Raw genomic sequence first — 21400 nt, 5'->3', positions numbered from 1 at the left:
CACCAGACCTTGCACCCCCAGCACGGCCCCGCGTAATGGATCAAAGGTTTGGGTCAAGAGCGCGCTCGGGTCTGCTGCAAGCTATTGGAAAAAGGGGTTTGTTTGTGGTAGCGCCCGAGGCGGGCGCCGCCGGGTTCGACGTGATGAAGGTGTTCTCGGTGGAGCGAGGCGATGGACCAGAAGAATACCGAGGACGCCGCTGAGGACGCGCCGGGCGGCCTCTATGGCGTTCGTCCCGCCGGACGGGAGGGGTGGTTCCTACGCGACCATCGCGGCGACCGTGCGGCGCTGACCGCCGCACTCTTCGCCGAGGGCATTGCGGCCGAGGTGGTGGAGATTGCGCCGTTCCTGCGACGCGGCCCCATGTCCTTGCCTGACTTCATCCTCGACGAGATGGCGATGCATCTCGGCTGGAGTTTCGACCCCGCCATCGACGGCTGGCGGGCGCCGGGCGAGGCGGTGGCGTCCTTTCCGGGCACGCCTCTGCCGGTGGACTGCATCGATGTGCGCTACGAGGTTCCTGCCGCCTTCTGGATGCCAATCACCATCGCGGCGGGCGGGCAGAGCGTCATCTTCGAGGTCAGCAACACATGGGACCCGATCCCGGACATCACGCCTTGGCTGGAACGGGTGCTCGACGGTGGCTATCCCCGGCTGACCATCGACCGCGAGGGCGACTACACCGAACTGCATGTGCTGCCCGCCGCCGAGGGCGTCCGCTTCGTGGTGGCGCTGCTGGATGAGGAATGGCGCACCCCGATTGATGTCAGCCTTCCCCGGTTGGCCCTGATCGCCGGTTTCTATTGTCCCCTGGTCGCCATGTGGGAAAGCGACGCTATGGTGAACGAGGGGTGGCGGCGCTGGCATTTCGATCTGGCCGTCGGCGCCAGCGGTCTGACGGCCGCCGACCATCACCCCTACCCGGTCCGTTCCGCCCGGATCGACGTGGCGCTCGCGGACCTTCCCGGCAGCCTCGGGGGTGCGTCGTGACCAAGCCACGAAGAACAGACACACGCGGCGGCGGTCACTATCGCTTGAACAGGTCGGGGTGATCGTCCATGTGCCCCGAATCGGGCCGCTTCCCTTTCGGTGGCGGTGCAGGGCTGGCGGCAAGCTCGGCTTCGGCTAGCCGATAGCCTTCAACGAAAACCGCCAACATTTCGGCTTTCCGCTCCGGCGACACGCGGGGGATATCGCGGGCATCCAAGATTGTCAGAACGCGCGGCAGCTTCGGCTTTGGCGCGCTGAAATCAAGGATGGTGAATTTGGCGGCATCAAGGTCAGGGTCTTGCAGCAGCAGTTCTTCGACCATTGTCACGAACAGCGCCAGCGATTCGTTCGCGAGCGGATTGCTGCGCCAGAAGCTAAACCATGGGAAATGTATTTGACCACCAACACCATATATCAGTGGCGGATCGAACGGGACCAGAAGGTCACGACCAACCGGGTAAAACCGACGTTCGACTGATTGCACGAAACTCGGAGCTACGCCGTCGAAATGATCGCGGATGAGCGGCAAAATACTGAGAAGGTTGTCGCGAACATCTTCTCTTTTGACGTGCCTCTTGATGCCTTCAACAATTTGCTCGTAGCTCGTGCCGAACACCAGCATGTCGCGAATCGCGCCGAAGAGTGGGCTGTAGCTGAAATTTGGTGGGTTCTTGGCGACGGCGACCAACGAACGCTTCACACCCTCCGGCGTCCTCCGCCAATTCCGAGCGAGGTGCTGTAAGGACGGAATTCTGAGCTTCGCCATCAAGGCCCCTTGCTACTGTATTGGGAAAGGCGGGGGAACCTTCGAATAATACGCGACAATCTGGTCGTTGCCAATCTTCATGCCGGGGTTGACACTCTCCTTGTGGTTCCAGACCTGATCCCAAGGGCTTCCCGCTGCGTGACTCAGTTCCACAAGATCGCCCGCACTGATGCGGCTGTAGAAATCAACAATCTCTTGTAGCATATGTTCGGTGTCATCGTCGAATCGGTAGGTAACGACGCGGTTTGCTCCGGTGGCGGGGTCGATTTCGGTCGCACGGCCCTCTATTGGCCGCCGGTCAAACGCCTTGAATTGGCGGTAGAGGTATTGCAGAACCGGACCATACTGCCACGCTTCGAACTGATGCTTGACCAGCGGACGGTCCAGCATGATGAGCGACCAGACGTGGCAGAAATAGACAATCTTCTGCAACGCAAGATTTGTTACCTTGCGGCCCCGCGCCTCGCAGAAGTCGAGGACGAAGTTCGCAACCGCCCTTCCGTCTAGCCCGGCGCGCACAGTTTCATTCATGCTCTGTTCTTACCTGAGTTCGAGAAGCGCGCCAAGTATCCCGCGCAACTCCGCAGCCTGAATGCGGAATGTCATGTATCACACTGCCGCCGTCCACCCCGGAATCAGCATTCGTGCCAGTAGCCAAGCGCGTTGCAGCGGTGGGCAATCGCCGGTTCTGATGACGTGGGACGCACAGCAGCCTATCGCTGACCGTGCCTTCCCCTTACGGGCAGCGGAACACGCCTCCCCATTGCGCCTTACCGTCGCCGAGTCGCAAAGCCTCCCCACGCTCCCTGAAAGCACACGACACAAGATATGGATCATCTTCACCATATCTTGTGTTTGCACACCTTCTGCACACTGCGAAATCGACCCGAAAAATCGTCAATTTCCTTTACTTATCAATAACTTGGCCACATCCAGGTCAGTTCATGCTTGTTGTGGTGCAGATGCAGCACCCGGCCGCCTGGGATCGCGGCGAAGGCGCGGGCGGTCTCATGGTCGGTCTCGGCCTGGAACTTCAGCGTGCAGATGAAACGCTTGGCCAGTCCGCTCTCCATCCACTCGGTCACCAGCCGCAGAAGCCGGGTCGGATAACAGATCACGTCGCAGCACAGCCAGTCGACCGGCCCGACCGCCGCCGGCTTCAGCCCGAAGGCGCTTTCCTGACGGATTTCCACCCGCGGCAGAGCGGCGATGGCGGGGTCGAGCGGCGCCTTGTCGACACTGACCACCGATGCGCCCAACTCATGCAGCACCCAGGTCCATCCGCCGGGACAGGCGCCGAGGTCGAGACAGCGGTCGCCCGGTCCCGGCTGCTCGCCGAACAGGGTCAGCGCCTCCCACAGCTTCAGATAGGCGCGGTTGGGGGGCGCCGTGCGGTTCTCGACGAAGGTGACCTCGCCGTTGCGGAAGGGGTTGGAGCAGCGCGCGGCGGCGATGATCGTGGACTCGTCGGTCAGCGTCCAGGAACCCAGCGGCGCCGTCGGCAGCGGCGACGGAAACACCACCGGCTTGGCCGACACATGGGGCAGATTCTCCTGGATCAGGGCGGCGCGGCGGTGATGGCGCTGCGACCACAGCGCCCAGTTGCGCTGAATCCCGCGCAGCGCCTTGGCGCCCCCCTTGATGGAGGGGAACTCGATGCGCACCGGGTCATGCCAGATGTTCTGTGCCCAGGCGGCCGGGCGCGCCGGGCCGTCGACGAAGACCAGCCGGCCGTCGACCGAGGCGACATCCCCCAGTTCCGCCACCAGATCGTCGAGGAAGCCGTCCGCCGCCAGATAGACCGTCTGGCCGAGCGGGGTCACCACGGCGCCGGCGGAGGCCTGCGGTGCGGTGTCGGGAGCGTTTTGGGGGGTGCTGTCATCCATGACCCACGGGCTACCGCCGCCGGCCGGCGATTGCAAGCGCAAGGATGCGATGCCGCCCTTTCGCCATGACGCGAAAGGGGCTGTGACATAACGTCTCGAATCGCCCCATATGCGATTGGTTCGCAACAGGACCGTTGACAACGATTCTCACTCTCAGCTATTGCTGAAGCCGGGACAATCTTCTGAAACCAAACCGTCACCGAGGGCTTATGTACGTCTGCATCTGCCACGCGTTGAACGACAAGAAGGTCAAGGCCGCGCTGGATCAAGGCGCCACAACCCCGGCCTCGGTGTTCCGCCATCACGATTGTCAGGTCCAATGCGGCAAATGCGTGCCGACGATGCGCAGCATGGTCAGCGAGTATCGCGCCACCATGGTCCAGCAGGCCGCCACCGCCGCCACGGGCGCCGTTCCGGCTCCCTGCCGCGGCGGCCCGGCCCCGGAAGCGGCGAATGCCGAAGCCATTTCCGCCTACGCCATCGCAGCCGAATAGGCGGCGCCGGGTGGCCGGCTCCACCGCAAGCCCTACCACTTCCGACTTTCAGCCCGGCATCGGCTCTACAACCTATCCTTTAGGCTGCGACAGATTGCGCGCCGTCTATGATTTTTGGGCGGATTGACCCGGCCCCGCCATTACGGCACAAAAGCGTCACTAAAACAAAAGAACGCCGTCAAAATGGCGGCGTATAAAATCGCCAACGGGCCGGATGAAACCGGTCCAGGAGGAAACGCAATCCAACCGGGAAGACTTCCTTGGCCACCGGGTTTGCCTTGTCCTTGATGGGTCTGGGCGACCCGGCGGGATTTGGATTCGGACGGCAATTACCGCAACTGCTCAATCGTATCGGAAAAACGGCGGCGTCTCCCACACGGGTCGTGCCGACTGCGCTTCCGGTGCGTTTTCGCGGTATCGGCGCGCGGTTATCCTGCCGACCGGCCGAGTGGTCAAAAAACGGTTGAGGATCAAAGGAGGACAATTCATGAGCCGCCGCAACCGGCAAGCCTTCGACACGCTGAGCCGTGACCTTGTGTTGCGCGCAACCGACCGCATGGAAACCCTGCGATCCATGGTGGAGCGTGCGGACAGCGACCGGCGGGAGACGTGGGAGCGCACGCTTGACCGTCTCCGCGGCCTGAACAACCGCGCCATCGCCCGGATCGAAGCCGCCCACATGGCCGACGACGACGCTTGGCCCTTCGCACGGGCACAGGCCGACCAGGCGATGATGGACCTGATGCGGGCTCTCGACGATTTCGACGGCCATCTGCGCCTGCTGGCCGCCTGAGGCTTCAAAAAAGCCGGATCAAATGGAAAGGCCCTTTCCCCTGCGGGAAAGGGCCTTTGTCATCGATGGCGCCCGAACGATCGTTCAGGAAGCCCCGAAATCCAACCCCCAGGCCGAATAGCGTTCGGGATCGTCGACCCAGCCTTCGCGCACCTTCACGAACAGGATCAGGTGGACGCGGCGTTCCAGCATCTCCGTCAGTTCGGTCCGCGCGGCGGATCCCAGCGCTTTGATCCGCTGGCCCCCCTTGCCCAGCACGATGGCCTTCTGGCTCTCACGCTGCACGAAGATGACCTGCGAGATCTTGACGGAGCCGTCGTCGAACTCCTCCCAAACCTCGGTCTCGACCGTGGCGGAATAGGGGAGCTCCTGGTGAAGTTGCAGGAACAGCTTCTCGCGGGTGATCTCCGCCGCCAGCAGGCGCATCGGCATGTCGGAGATCTGGTCCTCCGGGAAATGCCACGGCCCCTCCGGCAGGCGGTCGGCCAGGAACTGCTTCAGATCGCCGACACCGTCCTCGGTGAAGGCCGACACCATGAAGATGTCGGAGAAGATGCCCTCCTGCCGGAAGGCGTCGGCGATGCCCAACAGGACGTCGCGCTTCACCAGATCGATCTTGTTCAGGATGAGGATCGCCTCGCGCCCCTGCTCCTTCAGCCGGGCGACGATGCTGCGGGTGTCCTCGTCGATGGAACGGCGCGACACGTCATACAGCACGCCGATGACGTCGGCATCCTCCGCCCCCTGCCAGGCCGCCGCCACCATGGCGCGGTCCAGCCGGCGCTTCGGCTTGAAGATGCCGGGGGTGTCGACGAAGATCATCTGGGCGTCGCCCTGGATGGTGATGCCCAGCACGCGGGTGCGCGTGGTCTGCACCTTCGGGCTGACGATCGACACCTTGCTGCCGATCATCGCGTTCAGCAGGGTCGACTTGCCGGCGTTCGGCGCGCCGACCAGGGCGATGAAGCCGCAGCGCGGATGATCGGGCATGGCCGGCAGAGGCGGCAGGACCGAGATGGGCTGCCCGCGCGGGGCATCCTCATCGTCGAAATCCCCATCCTCATAGTCCTCGTCCTCATACTCTTCGTCGGCGAAGTCGCCGTCCTCGGCGTCCTCTCCTTCGACCTCGCCCTCCTCATGGTCCGGCCCCTGGCCGTCCGTCACGGACTCAGGGGTCTCCACGGCTTCGGAACCGGGCGTTCCGGTCTTCATCTTGTCGATGTCGTCGCGACCGTCAGTCATCGACTTGCACTCCCACCTGGCGCAGCAACGCGCTGGCCGCCTTCTTCTCCGCGATGCGCTTGGACGAGCCGGAACCGGAAACCGGATCCATGCCCGCGACATGCACCGCGACCACGAACAGCGGCTCGTGCGCCGGGCCGCTGCGTTCGGTCAATTCATAGCGGGGCAGCGGCTTGCCGCGCCCCTGCGCCCATTCCTGCAAGGTCGTCTTGCTGTCGAGCGGCGGCGGCGTCGCCTTGTCGATCTCGCCGGCCAGCGCCTGGCGGACGAAGCGCGTCACCGGCTCCAGCCCGCCGTCGAGATACATGGCGCCCAGCACCGCCTCGCAGGCGTCGCCCAGGATGGTGCGGTTCTCGCGGCCGCCGCTCTGCGCCTCCGCCGGCGACAGGCGCAGATAAGCGCCCAGGCCGATGGCGTCGGCGACGCGGCCCAGCGATTCCCGGCGCACCAGCGCCGCATGCCGCTTGGCCAGCGCTCCTTCGCGTTCGTCGGGATAACGTTCCAGCAGCCATTGCGCCACGACAAGCCCGACGACGCGGTCGCCCAGGAACTCCAGCCGCTCATAAGCGATGCCCGGTCCCTTGTGCCCCTTCCGGCCGGTGCGCTCCAACCCCATCAGGCTGGGATGGGTCACGGCATCGCACAGAAGCGTCGGATTGGAAAACTCATGACCCAGCGCACGGGCCAGCCCCGCGACATCCGCGGACTGGACGGCAGCGTCATTTCCGAATTCGGAGCCGGTGCCCGCCTCGGCGGGCACCTTGGTTGCGGTGGACACTTACCGGACTCCGTTGAACAGGCGGCTGAAGCGCAGATCGAGCGGCCAGCGCCAGATCTCGTAGAAGCGGGTGCCCTCGTCGAGCGAGAAGAACAGGAATTCGGCCCGGCCGACCAGATTCTCGACGGGAACGAAACCGACCTGCGACGGCACGCGGCTGTCGAGCGAGTTGTCGCGGTTGTCGCCCATCATGAACAGATGACCTTCCGGCACCTTGAACACCGGCGTGTTGTCGAGCGGGCCGTTGTCCGACTCCTCGATGATGCGATGGGTGCGGCCGTTGGGCAGCGTTTCGATGAACTGCGCGGTGCGGATGCTGCGACCCAGCGAATCCGTGGTGACGTAATCCTCGATCCGCTCGCGCTTCACCGGCTGGCCGTTGATGTGAAGGATGCCGCCGATCATCTGCACGCTATCGCCGGGCAGGCCGATCACGCGCTTGATATAGTCGGTCTTGTTGTCGCGCGGCAGCTTGAACACGGCGACATCGCCACGCTCGGGCATGGAGCCGAGGATGCGGCCCTCGAACAGAGGCAGGCCGAAGCCGACCGTGTATTTGCTGTAGCCGTAGCTGTATTTCGACACGAACAGGTAGTCGCCGATCAGCAGGGTCGGGATCATCGATCCAGACGGGATGTTGAACGGCTCGAAGGCGAAGGTCCGCACGCCGAAGGCGATCAGCACGGCGAAGATCACCGTCTTGACGGTTTCGGCGAACCCGGAGTCCTTGGTCTTGGCGTCGGACGCCGTTTCTTTCTGAAAGGTCATTCTGGGGTCGCCGTCCTGGTGGGCGTTGCGGGATCGATCGGTTCGGCGCTGATCACGACGAAGGCCTCGGCCATCGGATATTCGTCGGTCAGCGTCACATGGATGCGGGCGCGCATGCCCGGGGGCGTGATCGCCTCCAGCCGGGCGAGCGCGCCGCCGGTCAGCCGCATGGTCGGCTGGCCGGACGGCAGGTTCACCACCCCCATGTCACGCCAGAACACCCCGTCGCGGAAGCCGGTGCCGAGCGCCTTGGAGCAGGCCTCCTTGGCGGCGAAGCGTTTGGCGTAGGTCGAGGCGCGGGCGTTGTTCTTCGCGGCGGAGCCGGCGCGGCGCTCGGACTTGGCCTGCTCGACGTCGGTGAAGATGCGGTCGATGAAGCGCTGTCCGAAGCGCTCCAGCGACTTCTCGACCCGTCTGATGTCGATCAGGTCGTTGCCGATGCCGAGGATGGTGCCGGACATCATCATAGGGATGCCGCATCGGGCCGGAGCGCGGCCGCCCGCGCCGTGTCCATCGCCTTGCGCATGCGGGCGATGGCGTTGGTCAGCCCGACGAAGATCGCCTCGCCAATCAGGAAATGGCCGATGTTCAGCTCGACGATGGTCGGGATCGCCGCCACCGGGCCGACGCTGTCATAGCTCAACCCGTGGCCGGCATGGCATTCCAGCCCGATGGCCTCGGCATGGGCGGCGGCGCGGACGATGCGCGCCAGTTCCGCCTCACGCTCGGCCGCCCCCTGGGGGTTGGTATGGGCGTCGCAATAGGCGCCGGTGTGCAGTTCGACCACCGGGGCGCCGAGACGCTTGGCGGCATCGAGCTGGGCCGGTTCGGGATCGATGAACAGCGACACGCGGATGCCGGCGGCGCCGAGATCGCCGACCCGGCGCACGAGTTGGTCATACTGGCCGACGACGTCGAGCCCGCCCTCGGTCGTCACCTCGGTGCGCTTTTCCGGGACGAGGCAGGCGGCGTGCGGCTTGTGGCGGAGCGCGATGGCCAGCATCTCGTCGGTCGCGGCCATCTCGAAATTCAGCGGGCGGTCGATCTCGGCCATCAGCCGCTCGATGTCGCGATCGACGATGTGGCGCCGGTCCTCGCGCAGATGGGCTGTGATGCCGTCGGCCCCGGCCTCGATGGCGAGACGCGCCGCGCGCACGGGGTCGGGATGCGCCCCGCCGCGCGCATTGCGGACGGTCGCCACATGGTCGATGTTCACGCCGAGGCGCGGGAAGCGGGACATGCATGGACTCCAAAGCGTCGCCACCCGCCGGATCGGGCGGGAGCGATTCCGTCTATATAGCGGCGCACCGGCGTTCCGTCACGCCGAACCGACCGACAGGGCCACGGATGACAGGGAATTTACCGTCCCCGCGCCCGCTCCACCGAATGGATGGCCGGGGTGGCGCGCAGGGCGGCCATGATGTTGGTCAGGTGCTTGGCATCCTTGACGTCGATATCGATCAGCAGCTCGAAATAGTCGGTGCTGCGGTTCGTGATCTTCTGGTGGATGACGTTGCCCTGGTTCTTGCCGATCACCGTGAACAACGTGCCGAGCGCGCCCTGTTCATTGGCGATGACGACGCTGATGCGGCCGACATGCTCCTCGGGCGAATCCGGACCGGTCTCCCACGACACATCGATCCAACGTTCCGGCGATTCGTGGAAGCTTTCCAGCGTCTCGCAATCGATGGTGTGGATCGTCACCCCCTTGCCGGTGGTGACGATGCCGACGATGCGGTCGCCGGGCAGCGGGTGGCAGCAGCGGGCGTAATGGACCGCCATGCCGGGGATCAGGCCGCGGATCGGCAGGGCCGATTCCTTGCGCGCCTTCGCCTTGGGCTTGGGCGCGCTCTCGTCCGTCTCGCGGACGGCGGGGGCGGCCTGGGCCTTGTGGCCGGGGAAGACGGCGTGGAAGACCTCGCGCACCGAATGCAGGCCGGAACCGACACCCGCCATCAGGTCGTCGACGGTCGGCTGCTGGAAAATCTTGATGACGTTTTCCAGCGCCTTCTCGGCGAACTCGTAACCTTCCGCCTTGAACTGCCGCATCAGCATGCCGCGGCCCAGTTCCATATATTGGGCGCGCTGCTGGGTGCGCAGGAACTTGCGGATGCGGGCGCGGGCCTTGCCGGTGACGACGAAGCGTTCCCAGCCGGGAACCGGCGTCTGCGCCTTGGAGGTGACGATGTCGACCTGATCGCCGTTCTGCAACTGGGTGCGCAGCGGCAGCATGCGGCCGTTGATCTTGGCACCGACGCAATGGTCGCCGACCTGTGAATGGACGGCATAGGCGAAATCAACCGGCGTCGCCCCGCGCGGCAACGCGATCAGGTCGCCCTTGGGGGTAAAGCAGAAGACCTGGTCCTGGAACAGCTCCAGTTTGGTGTGTTCCAGGAATTCTTCCGGCTTCTGCGCGTGTTCCAGGATGTCCAGCAGTTCGCGCAGCCAGCGGTATTCGCCGCCGTTCGGGCGCGGCTGGTGGTCCTGCTTGTAGGCCCAGTGGGCGGCCACACCCAGCTCGGCGATCTCGTGCATGTCCTGGGTGCGGATCTGCACCTCGATCCGGTTGCGGCCGGGACCGATGACGCCGGTGTGCAGACTGCGGTAACCGTTGGGCTTCGGCGTCGAGATGTAGTCCTTGAAGCGCCCCGGCACGACCGGGTAATGCGCGTGGACCAGACCCAGCGCCTGATAGCATTCGCCGACCGAGCCGACCGTGATGCGGAAGGCCATGATGTCGGAGAGCTGCTCGAAGCTGACATTCTTGCGTTGCAGCTTGCGCCAGATCGAATAGGCCGACTTCTCACGCCCCGACACCGTCGCGTCCGGCAGACCCTCGGCCGCCAGCAGGGCGCGCAGTTCGGTGATGATGGTCTGGACGCGGTTCTCCCCCTCGCTGCGCAGGCGGGCCAGCTGGGCCAGGATGCTGTCGCGGGCGTCCGGATTCAGTTCGGCGAAGGCGAGATCGTCCAGCTCGTCCTTGATCTTGTGCATGCCGATGCGCTCGGCCAAGGGCGAGTAGATCTCGATGGTTTCACGGGCGATGCGGCGGCGCTTTTCCGGCTTCTTCAGGTGGAACAGCGTGCGCATGTTGTGAAGCCGGTCGGCCAGCTTCACCAACAGGACGCGGATGTCCTCCGACATCGCCAGCACCAGCTTGCGGAAATTCTCCGCCTGCTTGGCCTGTTCGCTGTTCAACTCCAGCCGCGACAGCTTGGTGACGCCATCGACCAGCCGGGCGATCTCCTTGCCGAACACCCGCTCGATGTCCTCGAGCGTGGCGACGGTGTCCTCGACCGTGTCGTGAAGCAGCGCCGTGGCGATGGTGCCGGCGTCCAGCTTCATCTGGGTCAGGATGCCGGCGACCTCCAGCGGATGGAGGAAATAGGGATCGCCCGACGCGCGCGTCTGCGATCCGTGCGCCTTCATCGAGAAGACATAGGCGCGGTTGAGCAGATCCTCGTCGGCCGAGGGATCATACGCCTTGACGCGCTCGACAAGCTCATACTGCCGGATCATGCGGCCCGACCCGGCGCGCGCGGCGCCTCAAAAATGTGCGTGGCGGTCCTGAGCGAACCGAAGGGGAGCAGGACGCCCCCCAACCCTTGTTTCGGCGAGAGGGCGTCGCGCCCTCCCAGGGTCCTGCGGTCGTTGTCCAGAATCAGAGGTCTCCGTCGGGATCCTCGGTCATGGCGAACCCGGCGCCCGGCTCGGCATCCATGTCGGCGGCGACGTCGTCGTCCTCGCTCAGCTCCTCGCCGTCGCTTTCACTCATGCCGTCCTCGTCGCCCAGCGACGCGTTGCCGCGGGCGGCCCAATCATTCTCGCCGGCCATCAGCTCGACGATCTCATCCTCCGGCTCATCCGGCTCGACATGCTTCTGGTGGCCCTTGATCAGGGCGTTCTTCAGATAGTCCAGCGAAACCGTCTCATCCGCGATCTCGCGGAGCGCCACGACCGGATTCTTGTCGTTGTCGCGGTCGATCGACAGCGGAGCGCCGCTCGCGACCTCGCGGGCGCGCTGGGCGGCCATCATGACCAGCTCGAAACGGTTCGGAACCTTCAGGACGCAATCTTCAACGGTAACGCGGGCCATGCCAAACGAACTCCGGATTCATAGGAGGCTCTAGACTATATGGATGTGGTCCGATAGGTGCAAGCGCCAACCACAGCGCTGCTGCATTGCGTCAAAGGAACTCATATGGAGTTTTTCATCCAGGACGGGCGCCAATCAGGGGAAGTCCGCAGGTGCCGCCCCCTTGTATGTTCGGGTCCGATACACTAAATTTCAAAATTGGAACGCAAGCTTTTGCGCCGGTTTCCCACATTTTCCACAAGCAATGATGGAAGGATTATCGCATTGGAGCGCAATTCGACTTTACCGCGCGATGTCAGCAAGTTGTTTTATAAAGAAGAGCGTCTCGCCCTTTTTATAGATGGCGCCAATCTATATGCCGCAGCGCGTTCATTAGGTTTCGATATTGACTACAAAAGGTTGCGCGATGGTTTCGCGGGCGAAGGCCGCCTTGTCCGCGCCTTCTATTACACGGCACTCGTCGAGGATCAGGAATATTCTCCGATCCGCCCTTTGGTCGATTGGCTGGACTACAACGGCTACACCATGGTGACCAAGCCGACCAAGGAGTTCACCGACGCGTCCGGCCGGCGCAAGATCAAGGGCAACATGGACATCGAACTGGCCATCGACGTGATGGAGATGGCCGACCATGTCGACCACATCCTGCTGTTCTCCGGCGACGGCGACTTCCGCCGGCTGGTGGAGGCGGTCCAGCGCAAGGGCGTTCGCTTCAGCGTGGTCAGCACCGTGCGTTCCCAGCCGCCAATGGTGGCGGACGAGTTGCGCCGCCAGGCCGACAATTTCATCGAGTTGCAGGAGCTGGCGCCCTTCATCGCCCGCACCCACCATCACCGCGAACAATCATCCGCCCATCACGACCATCAGGACGGCCCGACCCTGTATGATCCCGATGACCGCGGTTGAGAAGTCCGAACCGCCAACGAAAAAAGGAGCGCTTCAGCGCTCCTTTTTCATTTGGCTGGCCCTTTTTCCGTGGGCCGGTCAGTTGGAAGGCGGACGCCGCCGGTTCCGCGCCATCCGGTCGGCGGTCTTCAGCGCCGCGATCAGACTGGTCGGGTTGGCGGCACCGCTGCCCGCGATGTCGAGTGCCGTGCCGTGGTCGGGCGAGGTGCGGACGAAGGGCAGACCCAGCGTGATGTTGACGCCGCCGTCGAAATCCACCGTCTTCACCGGGATCAGCGCCTGATCATGGTACATGCACAGCGCGGCGTCATAGCCGCGGCGGGCGGCGGCGTGGAACATGGTGTCGGGCGGGCGCGGACCGCAGACGTCGATGCCGTCGGCGCGCAGAGCGTCGACGGCGGGCCCGATGATGTCGATCTCCTCGCGCCCCATCGCCCCGCCCTCCCCCGCATGGGGGTTGAGGCCGGCAACGGCCAGCCGGGGCCGGTCGATGCCGAAGTCACGGGCCAGCGAGGCCGCGGTGACACGGCCGGCATGGATGATGGCCGCGGTGGTGAGCTGGTTCACCGCGTCACGCACCGAGACATGGATGGTCACCGGCACCACCCGCAGGTCGGCGGCGGCCAGCATCATGATCGGCTCCTCCGCCAAGCCGGCCAGATGGGCCAGATATTCGGTGTGGCCGGGATGACGGAAGCCGGCGGCGTAGAGCGCGGATTTCTGGATCGGGTTGGTGACGACGGCGGCGGCCCGCCCCGCCCGCACCAGGGCGACCGCCCGGTCGATGCTGGCGATCACCGCCGCGCCATTGGCGGGATCCGGCCGTCCGGGCAGCACCGGATGGTCGAGCCGGACCGGCAGGACCGGCAGGGCATGCCCGAACAGCGCGGCCCCCTCCCCCGGCGACGACACCGCCCGGACCGGAACCGGCAGCCCGAGCGAGGTGGCGAGCGCCGCCAGCCGTTCCGGATCGTCCAGCACGATGAAGGGCGGCACCCCGGCCTCCCGCCGGGCCGCCCAGGCCTTCAGCGTGATCTCCCCACCGACGCCGGCCGGCTCCCCCATGGTGAGGGCCAGCGGCGGATCGTCCGGCGGGATGGCGGTCACAGACGCGTCTCGACGAAGGCGGAGCGGCGCAGGTCACGCAGATAGCGGCGCGACAGCAGCTCCGACCGCTCGTTGACCAGCTCGCGTTCGATCTCGTCGCGGCCGGGCAGCTTGGCCTCCTGGATCGGAGTCGGCGCGGGCGGCGGCGGCGCGGGCTGGGCCTCGGGCGGCGGCTGGATCATCGGTACGTCGCGCTTGCAGACGATCAGGATCACCGCGGCGGCCGGGCTCATCAGGACCGGGCTGGCCTGCCCCAACGGGATGCCGAGCGCGAGGTTCTGCAGGCCGGGCGCCATGTCCTTGACCCGCATGGTGCCCATGTCGCCCGATTCCGGCATGCCGGTCTCCTTGGCGCGGGCCTGGAAGTCGCCGCAGCTCTTGATCGACTTGCGCAGCTTCTCGGCCTGTTCCTTGACCTCCTTGGCCTGCTCCTTGGACTCGATGGGCAGGATGATCTGCTTCATGTTGACCGTGGCCTTGGCCAGATCGGGCCGCGGCTGCGGACGGGGCGCCGCCGGCTGGGCGGCGGGCATCGGCACCTCGCCGCCGCTGCTGCCGAAGGGCCGCTGACCGCGCACCAGAAGAATGTGGTAGCCGGTGGCGGTGCGGACCGGCGCCGACAGCTGGCCACCGCGCATGCCGCTCAGCGCCTTGTCGACTTCCGGCGACAGCTCGCCGCTGCGCACCCAGCCAAGGTCGCCGCCGGAGGCGGCACCCGCCGACTGCGAGAACTGGCGGGCGAGCGCCGCGAAATTGCCGCCACGCTTGACCTCCTCCACCAGACGCTCGGCGTTGCGGCGCACCTCGTCATCCTGGTCGGGGCTGTCCACGGCCAGGAAGATCTCGGCGACCAGATATTCGGGCTTGCCGATGTTGGCCTTCAGCCGCTCCATCGCCGCGTCGACCTCGTCCTCGCCGACGACGACCTCCTGACGGATGCGGCGCTGCATCACCTTCTGCCAGGCGAGCAGCGCCCTGATCTGGTCCTTCAGCGTGGAGACCGGCACATTCTGGCGCTTCAGCATCTCCTGAAGCTGCTGGTTGTTCATCCGGTTCTGTTCGGCGATGCGCTTGATGGCGTCGTCGATCTCCGATGCCGACACCGTCACGCCCTGGCGCTTGGCCTCCTGCATCTGCAACCGCTCGTCGATCAGCAGGCGCATCACCTGCGGCGTCAACCGCTGGATCGTCTCGGGATTGGCGGCGCCGCCGGCATTCAGCAGCGCCATGCGGATGCGGGCGTTGACGTCTGAAACGGACACGACCTCGTCATTCACGACCGCGGCGATGCCCTCCGACCCCGGGGCCCGCGCCGGGCGCGCGCCCTGGTCGCCCTGCTGCGGCGCCGTCGCACCGGCCGCCGCCTTGGTGGATTGGGCCGCGGCGGGCAGGGCCAGAAGCGCGCAGGCGGTCGCCACGGCGACGGTGGTCCGGACGGCTCGCAAACTCGACATCGTGCTCAAGCTCCAAAAACGGGTCGCCCGTTATTACGGTGGGGCCGGTGCCCCTTGCAAACGGAATCCGACCCGACCATTCGGTACGGGGCAGGCGCAAGGACAACTGGGCGAGACCAAGCGGGCGGAATTATGGCCGGCGGGGATAACCACCCCCTTTGCGGCGCATGGCCCTACCCCGGCTTGCCCGCTTTCCGGGTCCTCCGGATCAGCCATCCTCCAGATGCAGAAGGGCGGCGATGCCCAGCAGCAGGCTGATGCCGGCGGGGCTCCAGGCGGCCATGATGATGGGGATGGTTTCCGACATGCCGAAGGTGCGAACCACGTCGGTCATCACGAACAGCACGAATCCGGTCAGCACGCCGCCGGTCACCATCGCCATCGTGCCGCCGCGCCGCGGCAGCCGCAGCGAGAAGGCGGCGGCGAACAGCACCATCGCCAGGAACAGGAAGGGCTGGGCCAGCAGCGACTGGTAATGCAGCCGGTGGCGCACCGCCGGGAAGCCGGTGGTCTCCAGCGTGTGGATGAAGCGCGGCAGTTCCCAGAAGGAGATGGTCTCCGGCGGGGCGAAGCTCTCCTCGATGGTGGCCATGTCCAGTTCGGTCGGGATGGTGTAGCTGTCCAGCTTCTCCGGATCCTTCTTGGCCCGGTTGAGGATGGCGTCCTGCAACTCCCATTTGCGCTCCCTCAGCACGGCGCTGGGGGCATCGACCCGGGCGAGATAGTTCTGGTCGGCATCGAACAGGAAGACGACGACGTTCGACAGCTCGAAAGTCGCCGGGTTCACCAGCTCGGCATGGATGAAGAACTGCTCGGTCTCGTTGGTCTGTCGCAGCCACAGGCCGGAACGCGAGATGTTCAGCGAGCTGGACTGGAGCTTCAGATAGCGGTCTTGCAACTGGTCGTACTTGGCGATGAACACGGCGCCGACCGGATTGACCAGGGTGACCTTCACCACGCCGATGGCGGCGGCGGCGAACATCACCGGCATCAGGAACTGCCAGGCCGACACGCCGACGGCGCGGGCGACCACCAGTTCGGCGCTGCGCGTCAGCCGCCAGAAGGTGAACATGCCCGCGAACAGGATGACGAAGGGAAAGATCTGCTGCCCGATCTCCGGCAGCTTCAGCAGGGCCATCTCCACCACCAGCCCGAAGGTGACGTGGGGCTTGGTGCCGGCGCGGCGCAGCAGTTCGACCGTGTCCAGCAACAGCACGATGGCGAGCAGGATCACCATCAACAGGCAGAACCAGAAAATGAACTGCCGCCCGATGTAGCGGGAAAGCGTAGGCGAGGAGTACATGCGGTGTCCGGTCTCCGGAGCCCCGCCCGCGGCACCGCCATGGCGCTTGGGACGGACTGGCGGGACATCCGCCCGATAGGATCGGTGCGGAACCCCGTCGAAACAAGTCCCGGCTGTTTACCCCTGTTGCGGCGCGATGACAACCAGGCCGAAGCAGCCGAGCCGAAACAGCCGGGCCGAAGCCTTCTTCTCCGCCGGTCCCCGCCACCGCCCATTTTTCCGGCTGGACTTCCTGCGCCGTCGCTCCAAACTGTTGCCATAATGGCTGCACGGGAGGGTCGGTCGATGACGGACACCACGGTCGCAATCCGCCAGGCGCAGGCGTCGGACGCCGACGGCATGGCCCGCGTCCATGTGCAGAGCTGGCGCTCCACCTATCCCGGCCTGATCCCGGCCCAGTTCCTGGTCAACCTGTCCGAACCGCCCGCCGCCCAGCGCTGGGCAGCCATCGCCGAGGCGCGCGGCCCCGGCCGGGGCGCCTTCGTCGCGGTGGATGTCGCCGGCCGGATCGCGGGCCCCGGCACCATCGTCGGCATCGCCTCCTTCGGCACGCGGCGGGTCGAGGTGGAAGGCCATGCGGGCGAGTTCCACGCGCTCTATCTGCTCGACGACGCAAAGGGTTACGGCATCGGACGGCGGTTGATGGCGGCGATGGCGGACCGCTTCCTGGCGGCCGGCATCCGTTCCGCCGCGGTGTGGTGCCTGCGCGACAATCCGTCCCGCTGGTTCTATGAGAGGTTGGGCGGGATCAAGGTCGCGGAGCGGCCGATCCGCTTCGCCGGCAGCGATCTGATCGAAATCGCCTATGGCTGGCGCGACCTGACGCCGCTTGCACGCTTGTCGGCGGGGCCGGAGGTGCGGTAGTGAGGGGACCTGAGTCCCCACGCATCAGGATTCGCCGATGTCCAGCGCCGCCTCCCTTTCCGCCGAACGCGTCCTCATCCTCGATTTCGGGTCGCAGGTCACCCAGCTCATCGCCCGCCGCGTGCGCGAGAGCGGGGTCTATTGCGAGATCCACCCGTTCGGCATGAGTGACGAGCGCATCCGCGAATATGACCCGAAGGCGATCATCCTGTCGGGCAGCCCGGCCTCCGTCACCGAGGCGAACGGCCCGCGCGCGCCGCAGGCGGTGTTCGACCTGAAGGTGCCGGTTCTCGGCATCTGCTATGGCCAGCAGACGATGTGCCACCAGTTGGGCGGCACCGTTTCCGGCTCCGACCATCGCGAGTTCGGCCGCGCCTTCATCGAGATCAAGGAGCCCTGCGCCCTGTTCGACGGGCTGTGGGAGATCGGGTCGAAGGAACAGGTGTGGATGAGCCATGGCGACCGCGTCACCGCCCTGCCGGACGGTTTCCGCGCCGTGGCGGTCAGCGACGGCGCGCCCTTCGCCGCGATCGCCGACGACAGCCGCCGGATGTACGGCGTGCAGTTCCACCCGGAGGTGGTGCACACCCCGCACGGCGCCCAGCTGCTGGCGAACTTCGTCCACCGCGTCGCCGGGATCGAGGGCGATTGGACCATGGCCGCCTTCAAGCAACAGGCGATCGAGAAGATCCGCGCCCAGGTCGGCAAGGGCAAGGTGATCTGCGGCCTGTCGGGCGGCGTCGATTCGTCGGTCGCGGCCGTGCTGATCCATGAGGCGATCGGCGACCAGCTGACCTGCATCTTCGTCGATACCGGCCTGATGCGCGCCGGCGAATCGGAAGAGGTCGTCCGGCTGTTCCGCGACCATTACAACATCCCGCTGGTCCACCGCGAGGCGGCCGACCTGTTCCTGGGCAAGCTGGCCGGCGTCACCGATCCGGAGCAGAAGCGCAAGATCATCGGCGGCCTGTTCATCGAGGTGTTCGACGAGGAGAGCGCCAAGGTCGGCGGCGCCGAGTTCCTGGCCCAGGGCACCCTCTATCCCGACGTGATCGAGAGCGTGTCCTTCACCGGCGGCCCGTCGGTGACGATCAAGTCGCACCATAATGTCGGCGGCCTGCCGGAGCGGATGAAGCTGAAGCTGGTGGAGCCGCTGCGCGAGCTGTTCAAGGACGAGGTCCGGGCGCTCGGCCGCGAGCTCGGCCTGCCGCCGGCCTTCATCGGCCGCCACCCCTTCCCCGGCCCCGGCCTCGCCATCCGCGTCCCCGGCGAGATCACGCCGGAGAAGCTGGAAATCCTGCGCAAGGCCGACACGGTCTATCTGGAGGAGATCCGCAACGCCGGCCTCTACGACGCGATCTGGCAGGCTTTCGCCGTTCTGCTGCCGGTCCGCACCGTCGGCGTGATGGGCGACGGCCGCACCTACGACCATGTGCTGGCTCTGCGCGCTGTAACCTCGACTGACGGCATGACCGCCGACTGGTACCCCTTCCCCCACGATTTCCTGGCGCGCGTCTCCAACCGCATCGTCAACGAGGTCCGTGGCGTCAACCGCGTCGTCTACGACATCACCTCGAAGCCGCCCGGCACCATCGAGTGGGAATGATTCGCGCCTGTCCGAGGGTATCCGAAACCACGCCGGAATACGCCGTAACCAACTGATAAAGAAAAAACTTTCTGCCATCACCTATTGATGGCTATCGGTGGGCAGCGATCGCGTCTGACGGCCCGGCTGACGGCCCTCGCCCATATTGACGATTGCGAAAATCAAAAGTACCGTCATGAGCAGCACGGCTCCTGACGGTACTTTTTTGGCGTAAACATCTGATTAAACGCCGCTTTTCCCGATGAGAGCCCCCAAAAGCCGCTTGACGGTACTTTTTGAGAGGTGACATGGGATGCTGACCGATGCGGCGATCAAGGCACTGAAACCAAAGGACAAAGTCTATAAGGTCGCCGACAGGGACGGCATGTATGTGCGCGTAGACCCGTCGGGCACGGTGTCGTTCAGGCTCGACTATCGGCTGAACGGCCGGCGCGAAACGGTCTATCTCGGCAAGTACGGTCGGGACGGCATCTCACTCGCTCGGGCTCGCGAGCTCTGCCTGGACGCGCGGCGAGCGGTCAGCGAGGGCCGTTCGCCCGCCATCGAAAAGCAGCGGGCGAAGCGGCGCCTCAAAGAGGCCAAGAGCTTCGGCGAGTTCGGTGAGAAGTGGATCACCAACGCGCCGATGGCCGACAGCACCCGGGCCATGCGCCGCTCCATTTTCGAGCGTGAGCTTCTGCCTGTGTGGCGGAACCGCCTGCTGACCGAGATCACGCCCGACGATCTTCGCGCCCAGTGCGGCAAGATCGTCGACCGGGGCGCCCCGGCAACAGCGATCCATGTGCGCGATATTCTGAAGCAGATCTACGGCTTCGCGATTCTCGACGGCGAGAAGGTGGACAACCCGGCTGATGACGTCGGTCCTTCCTCGATCGCCACGTTCACCCCGAAGGATCGTGCCCTTTCCCCCACCGAAATCCGCATTATGCTCAAGCAGCTTGAGCATGTCGCGACACTGCCCACGATCCGCCTCGGCATGAAGCTCTATCTCCTGACGATGGTCCGGAAGAGCGAGCTGCAGGATGCGGTCTGGGATGAGGTCGATTTCGAGAACGCGGTCTGGACGATCCCGAAGGAGCGCATGAAGCGATCAAAGGCTCACAACGTCTACCTGTGCCGGCAAACCCTCGACATCATGATCGCGCTCAAGACTTGTGCGGGCAATTCGCGATACCTGCTTCCCTCACGGTACGATGCGGACGCCCCGATGTCGCGTGCGACCTTTAACCGAATCACCTACGCCGTCGTGGAGCAGGCGAAGAAGGAGGGGCTGCCGCTTGAGCCGTTCACGGTCCACGATCTGCGGCGGACAGGCTCGACGCTGCTGAATGAGCTGGGCTTCAACCGCGACTGGATCGAGAAGTGCTTGGCGCATGAAGACGGGCGCTCGTCGCGAGGCGTCTACAACAAGGCTGAGTATGAAGTTCAGCGCCGGCATATGATGCAGGAATGGGCCGACATCGTGGACGCGTGGGTGGAGGGGCGGAAGCACGTCCCAACGCTCTTGCCGCCCGCTATGCCCCTCGTTGAGCTTAATCCCGCCCTCTGACTGGACGTGATTTGCGTTTCGTGACGTCGGGGTGCTGAGCACGGCGGATCGGCGCGGCGCGGCGCGCCATCAACCAAGCCTCGACCTCGGCAAGGTCCCAGACAATGCAGCGTGGGGAGAGCGCGAAGCGCCGGGGAAATTCGTCACGCTGCTCCATCTCATAGATCGTGCTGTCAGCGAGCGGCACCATCTCACGCAGTTGGTGCCGCCTGATGGTTTTCCGAATAACTAGTTTCTCGGTCTGGCCCATGGTCAATCTCCTCACAACTGCTGTGATCGATTGAGAACGATAGGCGTTGATATTGGAAGACCCTTTTGCATGTAGTGCGGCAATATCGGGCTGTGGCGTACACAAAGGCGGGGTTCTGTCTCGTCGGCAGGTGCAGCGTAGGAGTCAATGAGGAGCGCTGGAGAAGCCGCGGGGGCAGCAAGCAGTAGCGCACCTTTGTCCTGTGGCAGGCGCGGCTCTCTTCAAAATCTGCCGCCCCTACGAACATGTCGGTTCGGGTCCGACCGCCTGCATCATTCTTCTCTGGCAACTCACCGCTCACGATCCGGCAGGCACCGGTTTTCTCCGTGCCGTCCGGTTGGTCAGCCGCCGTCGGTATCAGTTACTGAGCTTGCAGGCCGCGTCCGTGGCAGACTCGCACTCAGGCGCCTATTCGGGCGAGTAGGTAACACAAATTCAACCGCCAAGGCATACCATCCCACTCCGTATAGGGAGGGGACAGCATGATTGACTGGGCGAAGACCCACATCCTTCGCGTGAATGGGGAGACAAGCTACCCCGAACCTCCT

21 protein-coding genes are annotated in these 21400 nt (G+C 65.2%); 7 read left to right on the top strand and 14 right to left on the bottom strand.

Going from position 1 to position 21400, the window contains the following annotated elements; all coding sequences use genetic code 11:
- The first annotated feature begins 171 nt into the window (after positions 1-171).
- Complete coding sequence (locus AZL_RS06285; protein ID WP_012973806.1) at positions 172-990, top strand: hypothetical protein; 819 nt, start codon at positions 172-174, stop codon at positions 988-990.
- A 37-nt stretch (positions 991-1027) separates the two neighbouring features.
- Here the strand turns inward: AZL_RS06285 and AZL_RS06280 are convergent, their stop codons facing one another.
- From AZL_RS06280 to AZL_RS06270, 3 genes are all read right to left on the bottom strand, one after another.
- Complete coding sequence (locus AZL_RS06280; protein ID WP_148219233.1) at positions 1028-1690, bottom strand: hypothetical protein; 663 nt, start codon at positions 1688-1690, stop codon at positions 1028-1030.
- Positions 1691-1768: 78 nt separating this feature from the next.
- Positions 1769-2287 carry a Panacea domain-containing protein gene (locus AZL_RS06275; protein ID WP_012973804.1) on the bottom strand — a complete coding sequence of 173 codons (519 nt, stop codon included), beginning with the start codon at positions 2285-2287 and terminating at the stop codon, positions 1769-1771.
- 383 nt (positions 2288-2670) lie between these two features.
- Entirely contained in the window at positions 2671-3642 is a 972-nt protein-coding gene (locus AZL_RS06270; RefSeq protein WP_042442660.1) for an SAM-dependent methyltransferase, read from the bottom strand.
- Between the two features lie 209 nt (positions 3643-3851).
- Here AZL_RS06270 and AZL_RS06265 point away from each other — a divergent pair, with 209 nt between their 5' ends.
- Positions 3852-4136 carry a (2Fe-2S)-binding protein gene (locus tag AZL_RS06265; RefSeq protein ID WP_012973802.1) on the top strand — a complete coding sequence of 95 codons (285 nt, stop codon included), beginning with the start codon at positions 3852-3854 and terminating at the stop codon, positions 4134-4136.
- A gap of 487 nt (positions 4137-4623) precedes the next feature.
- The gene (locus AZL_RS06260) at positions 4624-4929 is read left to right on the top strand and encodes a hypothetical protein (RefSeq protein WP_042442658.1); all 306 of its coding nucleotides are present in this window, start codon (positions 4624-4626) and stop codon (positions 4927-4929) included.
- A gap of 84 nt (positions 4930-5013) precedes the next feature.
- Here the strand turns inward: AZL_RS06260 and era are convergent, their stop codons facing one another.
- The 7 genes from era to rpoZ form a co-directional block, all read right to left on the bottom strand.
- A complete protein-coding gene (era, locus tag AZL_RS06255) occupies positions 5014-5919 on the bottom strand; it encodes a GTPase Era (RefSeq protein WP_012973800.1) in 906 nt (301 codons plus the stop codon).
- Between the two features lie 244 nt (positions 5920-6163).
- Positions 6164-6949, bottom strand: a complete 786-nt coding sequence (gene rnc, locus AZL_RS06250) for a ribonuclease III (RefSeq protein WP_012973799.1) — start codon at positions 6947-6949, stop codon at positions 6164-6166.
- A complete protein-coding gene (gene lepB, locus AZL_RS06245) occupies positions 6950-7717 on the bottom strand; it encodes a signal peptidase I (protein ID WP_012973798.1) in 768 nt (255 codons plus the stop codon).
- Positions 7714-8184 carry a holo-ACP synthase gene (gene acpS, locus AZL_RS06240; protein ID WP_012973797.1) on the bottom strand — a complete coding sequence of 157 codons (471 nt, stop codon included), beginning with the start codon at positions 8182-8184 and terminating at the stop codon, positions 7714-7716. Before acpS ends, lepB begins: the two co-directional genes overlap by 4 nt.
- Entirely contained in the window at positions 8181-8957 is a 777-nt protein-coding gene (locus tag AZL_RS06235) for a pyridoxine 5'-phosphate synthase (protein WP_012973796.1), read from the bottom strand. The genes acpS and AZL_RS06235 overlap by 4 nt, the downstream gene beginning before the upstream one ends.
- A 119-nt stretch (positions 8958-9076) precedes the next feature.
- On the bottom strand, positions 9077-11236 hold the full coding sequence (locus AZL_RS06230; protein ID WP_012973795.1) for a RelA/SpoT family protein: 2160 nt from the start codon (positions 11234-11236) through the stop codon (positions 9077-9079).
- Between the two features lie 142 nt (positions 11237-11378).
- Positions 11379-11813: a DNA-directed RNA polymerase subunit omega gene (gene rpoZ, locus AZL_RS06225; RefSeq protein WP_012973794.1), complete on the bottom strand. Its 435-nt coding sequence runs from the start codon at positions 11811-11813 to the stop codon at positions 11379-11381.
- 303 nt (positions 11814-12116) lie between these two features.
- Between rpoZ and AZL_RS06220 the strand changes: the two genes are divergently transcribed.
- Complete coding sequence (locus tag AZL_RS06220) at positions 12117-12719, top strand: NYN domain-containing protein (protein ID WP_012973793.1); 603 nt, start codon at positions 12117-12119, stop codon at positions 12717-12719.
- Positions 12720-12797: 78 nt separating this feature from the next.
- Here the strand turns inward: AZL_RS06220 and pdxA are convergent, their stop codons facing one another.
- The 3 genes from pdxA to lptG all read right to left on the bottom strand — a co-directional run bounded on the left by pdxA (position 12798) and on the right by lptG (position 16583).
- Complete coding sequence (gene pdxA, locus AZL_RS06215) at positions 12798-13826, bottom strand: 4-hydroxythreonine-4-phosphate dehydrogenase PdxA (RefSeq protein ID WP_012973792.1); 1029 nt, start codon at positions 13824-13826, stop codon at positions 12798-12800.
- Positions 13823-15280 carry a peptidylprolyl isomerase gene (locus AZL_RS06210; RefSeq protein WP_012973791.1) on the bottom strand — a complete coding sequence of 486 codons (1458 nt, stop codon included), beginning with the start codon at positions 15278-15280 and terminating at the stop codon, positions 13823-13825. The genes pdxA and AZL_RS06210 overlap by 4 nt, the downstream gene beginning before the upstream one ends.
- 208 nt (positions 15281-15488) lie before the next feature.
- The gene (lptG, locus tag AZL_RS06205; RefSeq protein ID WP_012973790.1) at positions 15489-16583 is read right to left on the bottom strand and encodes an LPS export ABC transporter permease LptG; all 1095 of its coding nucleotides are present in this window, start codon (positions 16581-16583) and stop codon (positions 15489-15491) included.
- 285 nt (positions 16584-16868) lie between these two features.
- Between lptG and AZL_RS06200 the strand changes: the two genes are divergently transcribed.
- From AZL_RS06200 to AZL_RS06190, 3 genes are all read left to right on the top strand, one after another.
- Complete coding sequence (locus AZL_RS06200; RefSeq protein ID WP_012973789.1) at positions 16869-17447, top strand: GNAT family N-acetyltransferase; 579 nt, start codon at positions 16869-16871, stop codon at positions 17445-17447.
- A gap of 37 nt (positions 17448-17484) precedes the next feature.
- Positions 17485-19053: a glutamine-hydrolyzing GMP synthase gene (gene guaA / locus AZL_RS06195; protein WP_012973788.1), complete on the top strand. Its 1569-nt coding sequence runs from the start codon at positions 17485-17487 to the stop codon at positions 19051-19053.
- A 292-nt stretch (positions 19054-19345) separates the two neighbouring features.
- Complete coding sequence (locus AZL_RS06190) at positions 19346-20602, top strand: tyrosine-type recombinase/integrase (RefSeq protein ID WP_012973787.1); 1257 nt, start codon at positions 19346-19348, stop codon at positions 20600-20602.
- Here AZL_RS06190 and AZL_RS06185 read toward each other — a convergent pair.
- Positions 20586-20852, bottom strand: a complete 267-nt coding sequence (locus tag AZL_RS06185; RefSeq protein WP_042442656.1) for a helix-turn-helix transcriptional regulator — start codon at positions 20850-20852, stop codon at positions 20586-20588. The two genes, AZL_RS06190 and AZL_RS06185, sit on opposite strands and share 17 nt — an antisense overlap.
- Between the last annotated feature and the right edge of the window lie 548 nt (positions 20853-21400).

It is taken from the genome of Azospirillum sp. B510 (assembly GCF_000010725.1).
GTDB classification, from domain to species: Bacteria; Pseudomonadota; Alphaproteobacteria; order Azospirillales; family Azospirillaceae; genus Azospirillum; species Azospirillum lipoferum_B.
This window is presented reverse-complemented; position numbering and strand designations above follow the sequence as displayed.

Bases quoted from the DNA above. Each gene is read 5' to 3' on its own strand.
- AZL_RS06285 (WP_012973806.1), top strand. From the start codon at position 172: ATGGACCAGAAGAATACCGAGGACGCCGCTGAGGACGCGCCGGGCGGC.
- AZL_RS06275 (WP_012973804.1), bottom strand. From the start codon at position 2,287: ATGAATGAAACTGTGCGCGCCGGGCTAGACGGAAGGGCGGTTGCGAAC.
- AZL_RS06270 (WP_042442660.1), bottom strand. From the start codon at position 3,642: ATGGATGACAGCACCCCCCAAAACGCTCCCGACACCGCACCGCAGGCC.
- AZL_RS06265 (WP_012973802.1), top strand. From the start codon at position 3,852: ATGTACGTCTGCATCTGCCACGCGTTGAACGACAAGAAGGTCAAGGCC.
- AZL_RS06260 (WP_042442658.1), top strand. From the start codon at position 4,624: ATGAGCCGCCGCAACCGGCAAGCCTTCGACACGCTGAGCCGTGACCTT.
- era (WP_012973800.1), bottom strand. From the start codon at position 5,919: ATGCCCGATCATCCGCGCTGCGGCTTCATCGCCCTGGTCGGCGCGCCG.
- lepB (WP_012973798.1), bottom strand. From the start codon at position 7,717: ATGACCTTTCAGAAAGAAACGGCGTCCGACGCCAAGACCAAGGACTCC.
- acpS (WP_012973797.1), bottom strand. From the start codon at position 8,184: ATGATGATGTCCGGCACCATCCTCGGCATCGGCAACGACCTGATCGAC.
- AZL_RS06235 (WP_012973796.1), bottom strand. From the start codon at position 8,957: ATGTCCCGCTTCCCGCGCCTCGGCGTGAACATCGACCATGTGGCGACC.
- AZL_RS06230 (WP_012973795.1), bottom strand. From the start codon at position 11,236: ATGATCCGGCAGTATGAGCTTGTCGAGCGCGTCAAGGCGTATGATCCC.
- rpoZ (WP_012973794.1), bottom strand. From the start codon at position 11,813: ATGGCCCGCGTTACCGTTGAAGATTGCGTCCTGAAGGTTCCGAACCGT.
- AZL_RS06210 (WP_012973791.1), bottom strand. From the start codon at position 15,280: ATGTCGAGTTTGCGAGCCGTCCGGACCACCGTCGCCGTGGCGACCGCC.
- lptG (WP_012973790.1), bottom strand. From the start codon at position 16,583: ATGTACTCCTCGCCTACGCTTTCCCGCTACATCGGGCGGCAGTTCATT.
- AZL_RS06200 (WP_012973789.1), top strand. From the start codon at position 16,869: ATGACGGACACCACGGTCGCAATCCGCCAGGCGCAGGCGTCGGACGCC.
- guaA (WP_012973788.1), top strand. From the start codon at position 17,485: ATGTCCAGCGCCGCCTCCCTTTCCGCCGAACGCGTCCTCATCCTCGAT.
- AZL_RS06190 (WP_012973787.1), top strand. From the start codon at position 19,346: ATGCTGACCGATGCGGCGATCAAGGCACTGAAACCAAAGGACAAAGTC.
- AZL_RS06185 (WP_042442656.1), bottom strand. From the start codon at position 20,852: ATGGGCCAGACCGAGAAACTAGTTATTCGGAAAACCATCAGGCGGCAC.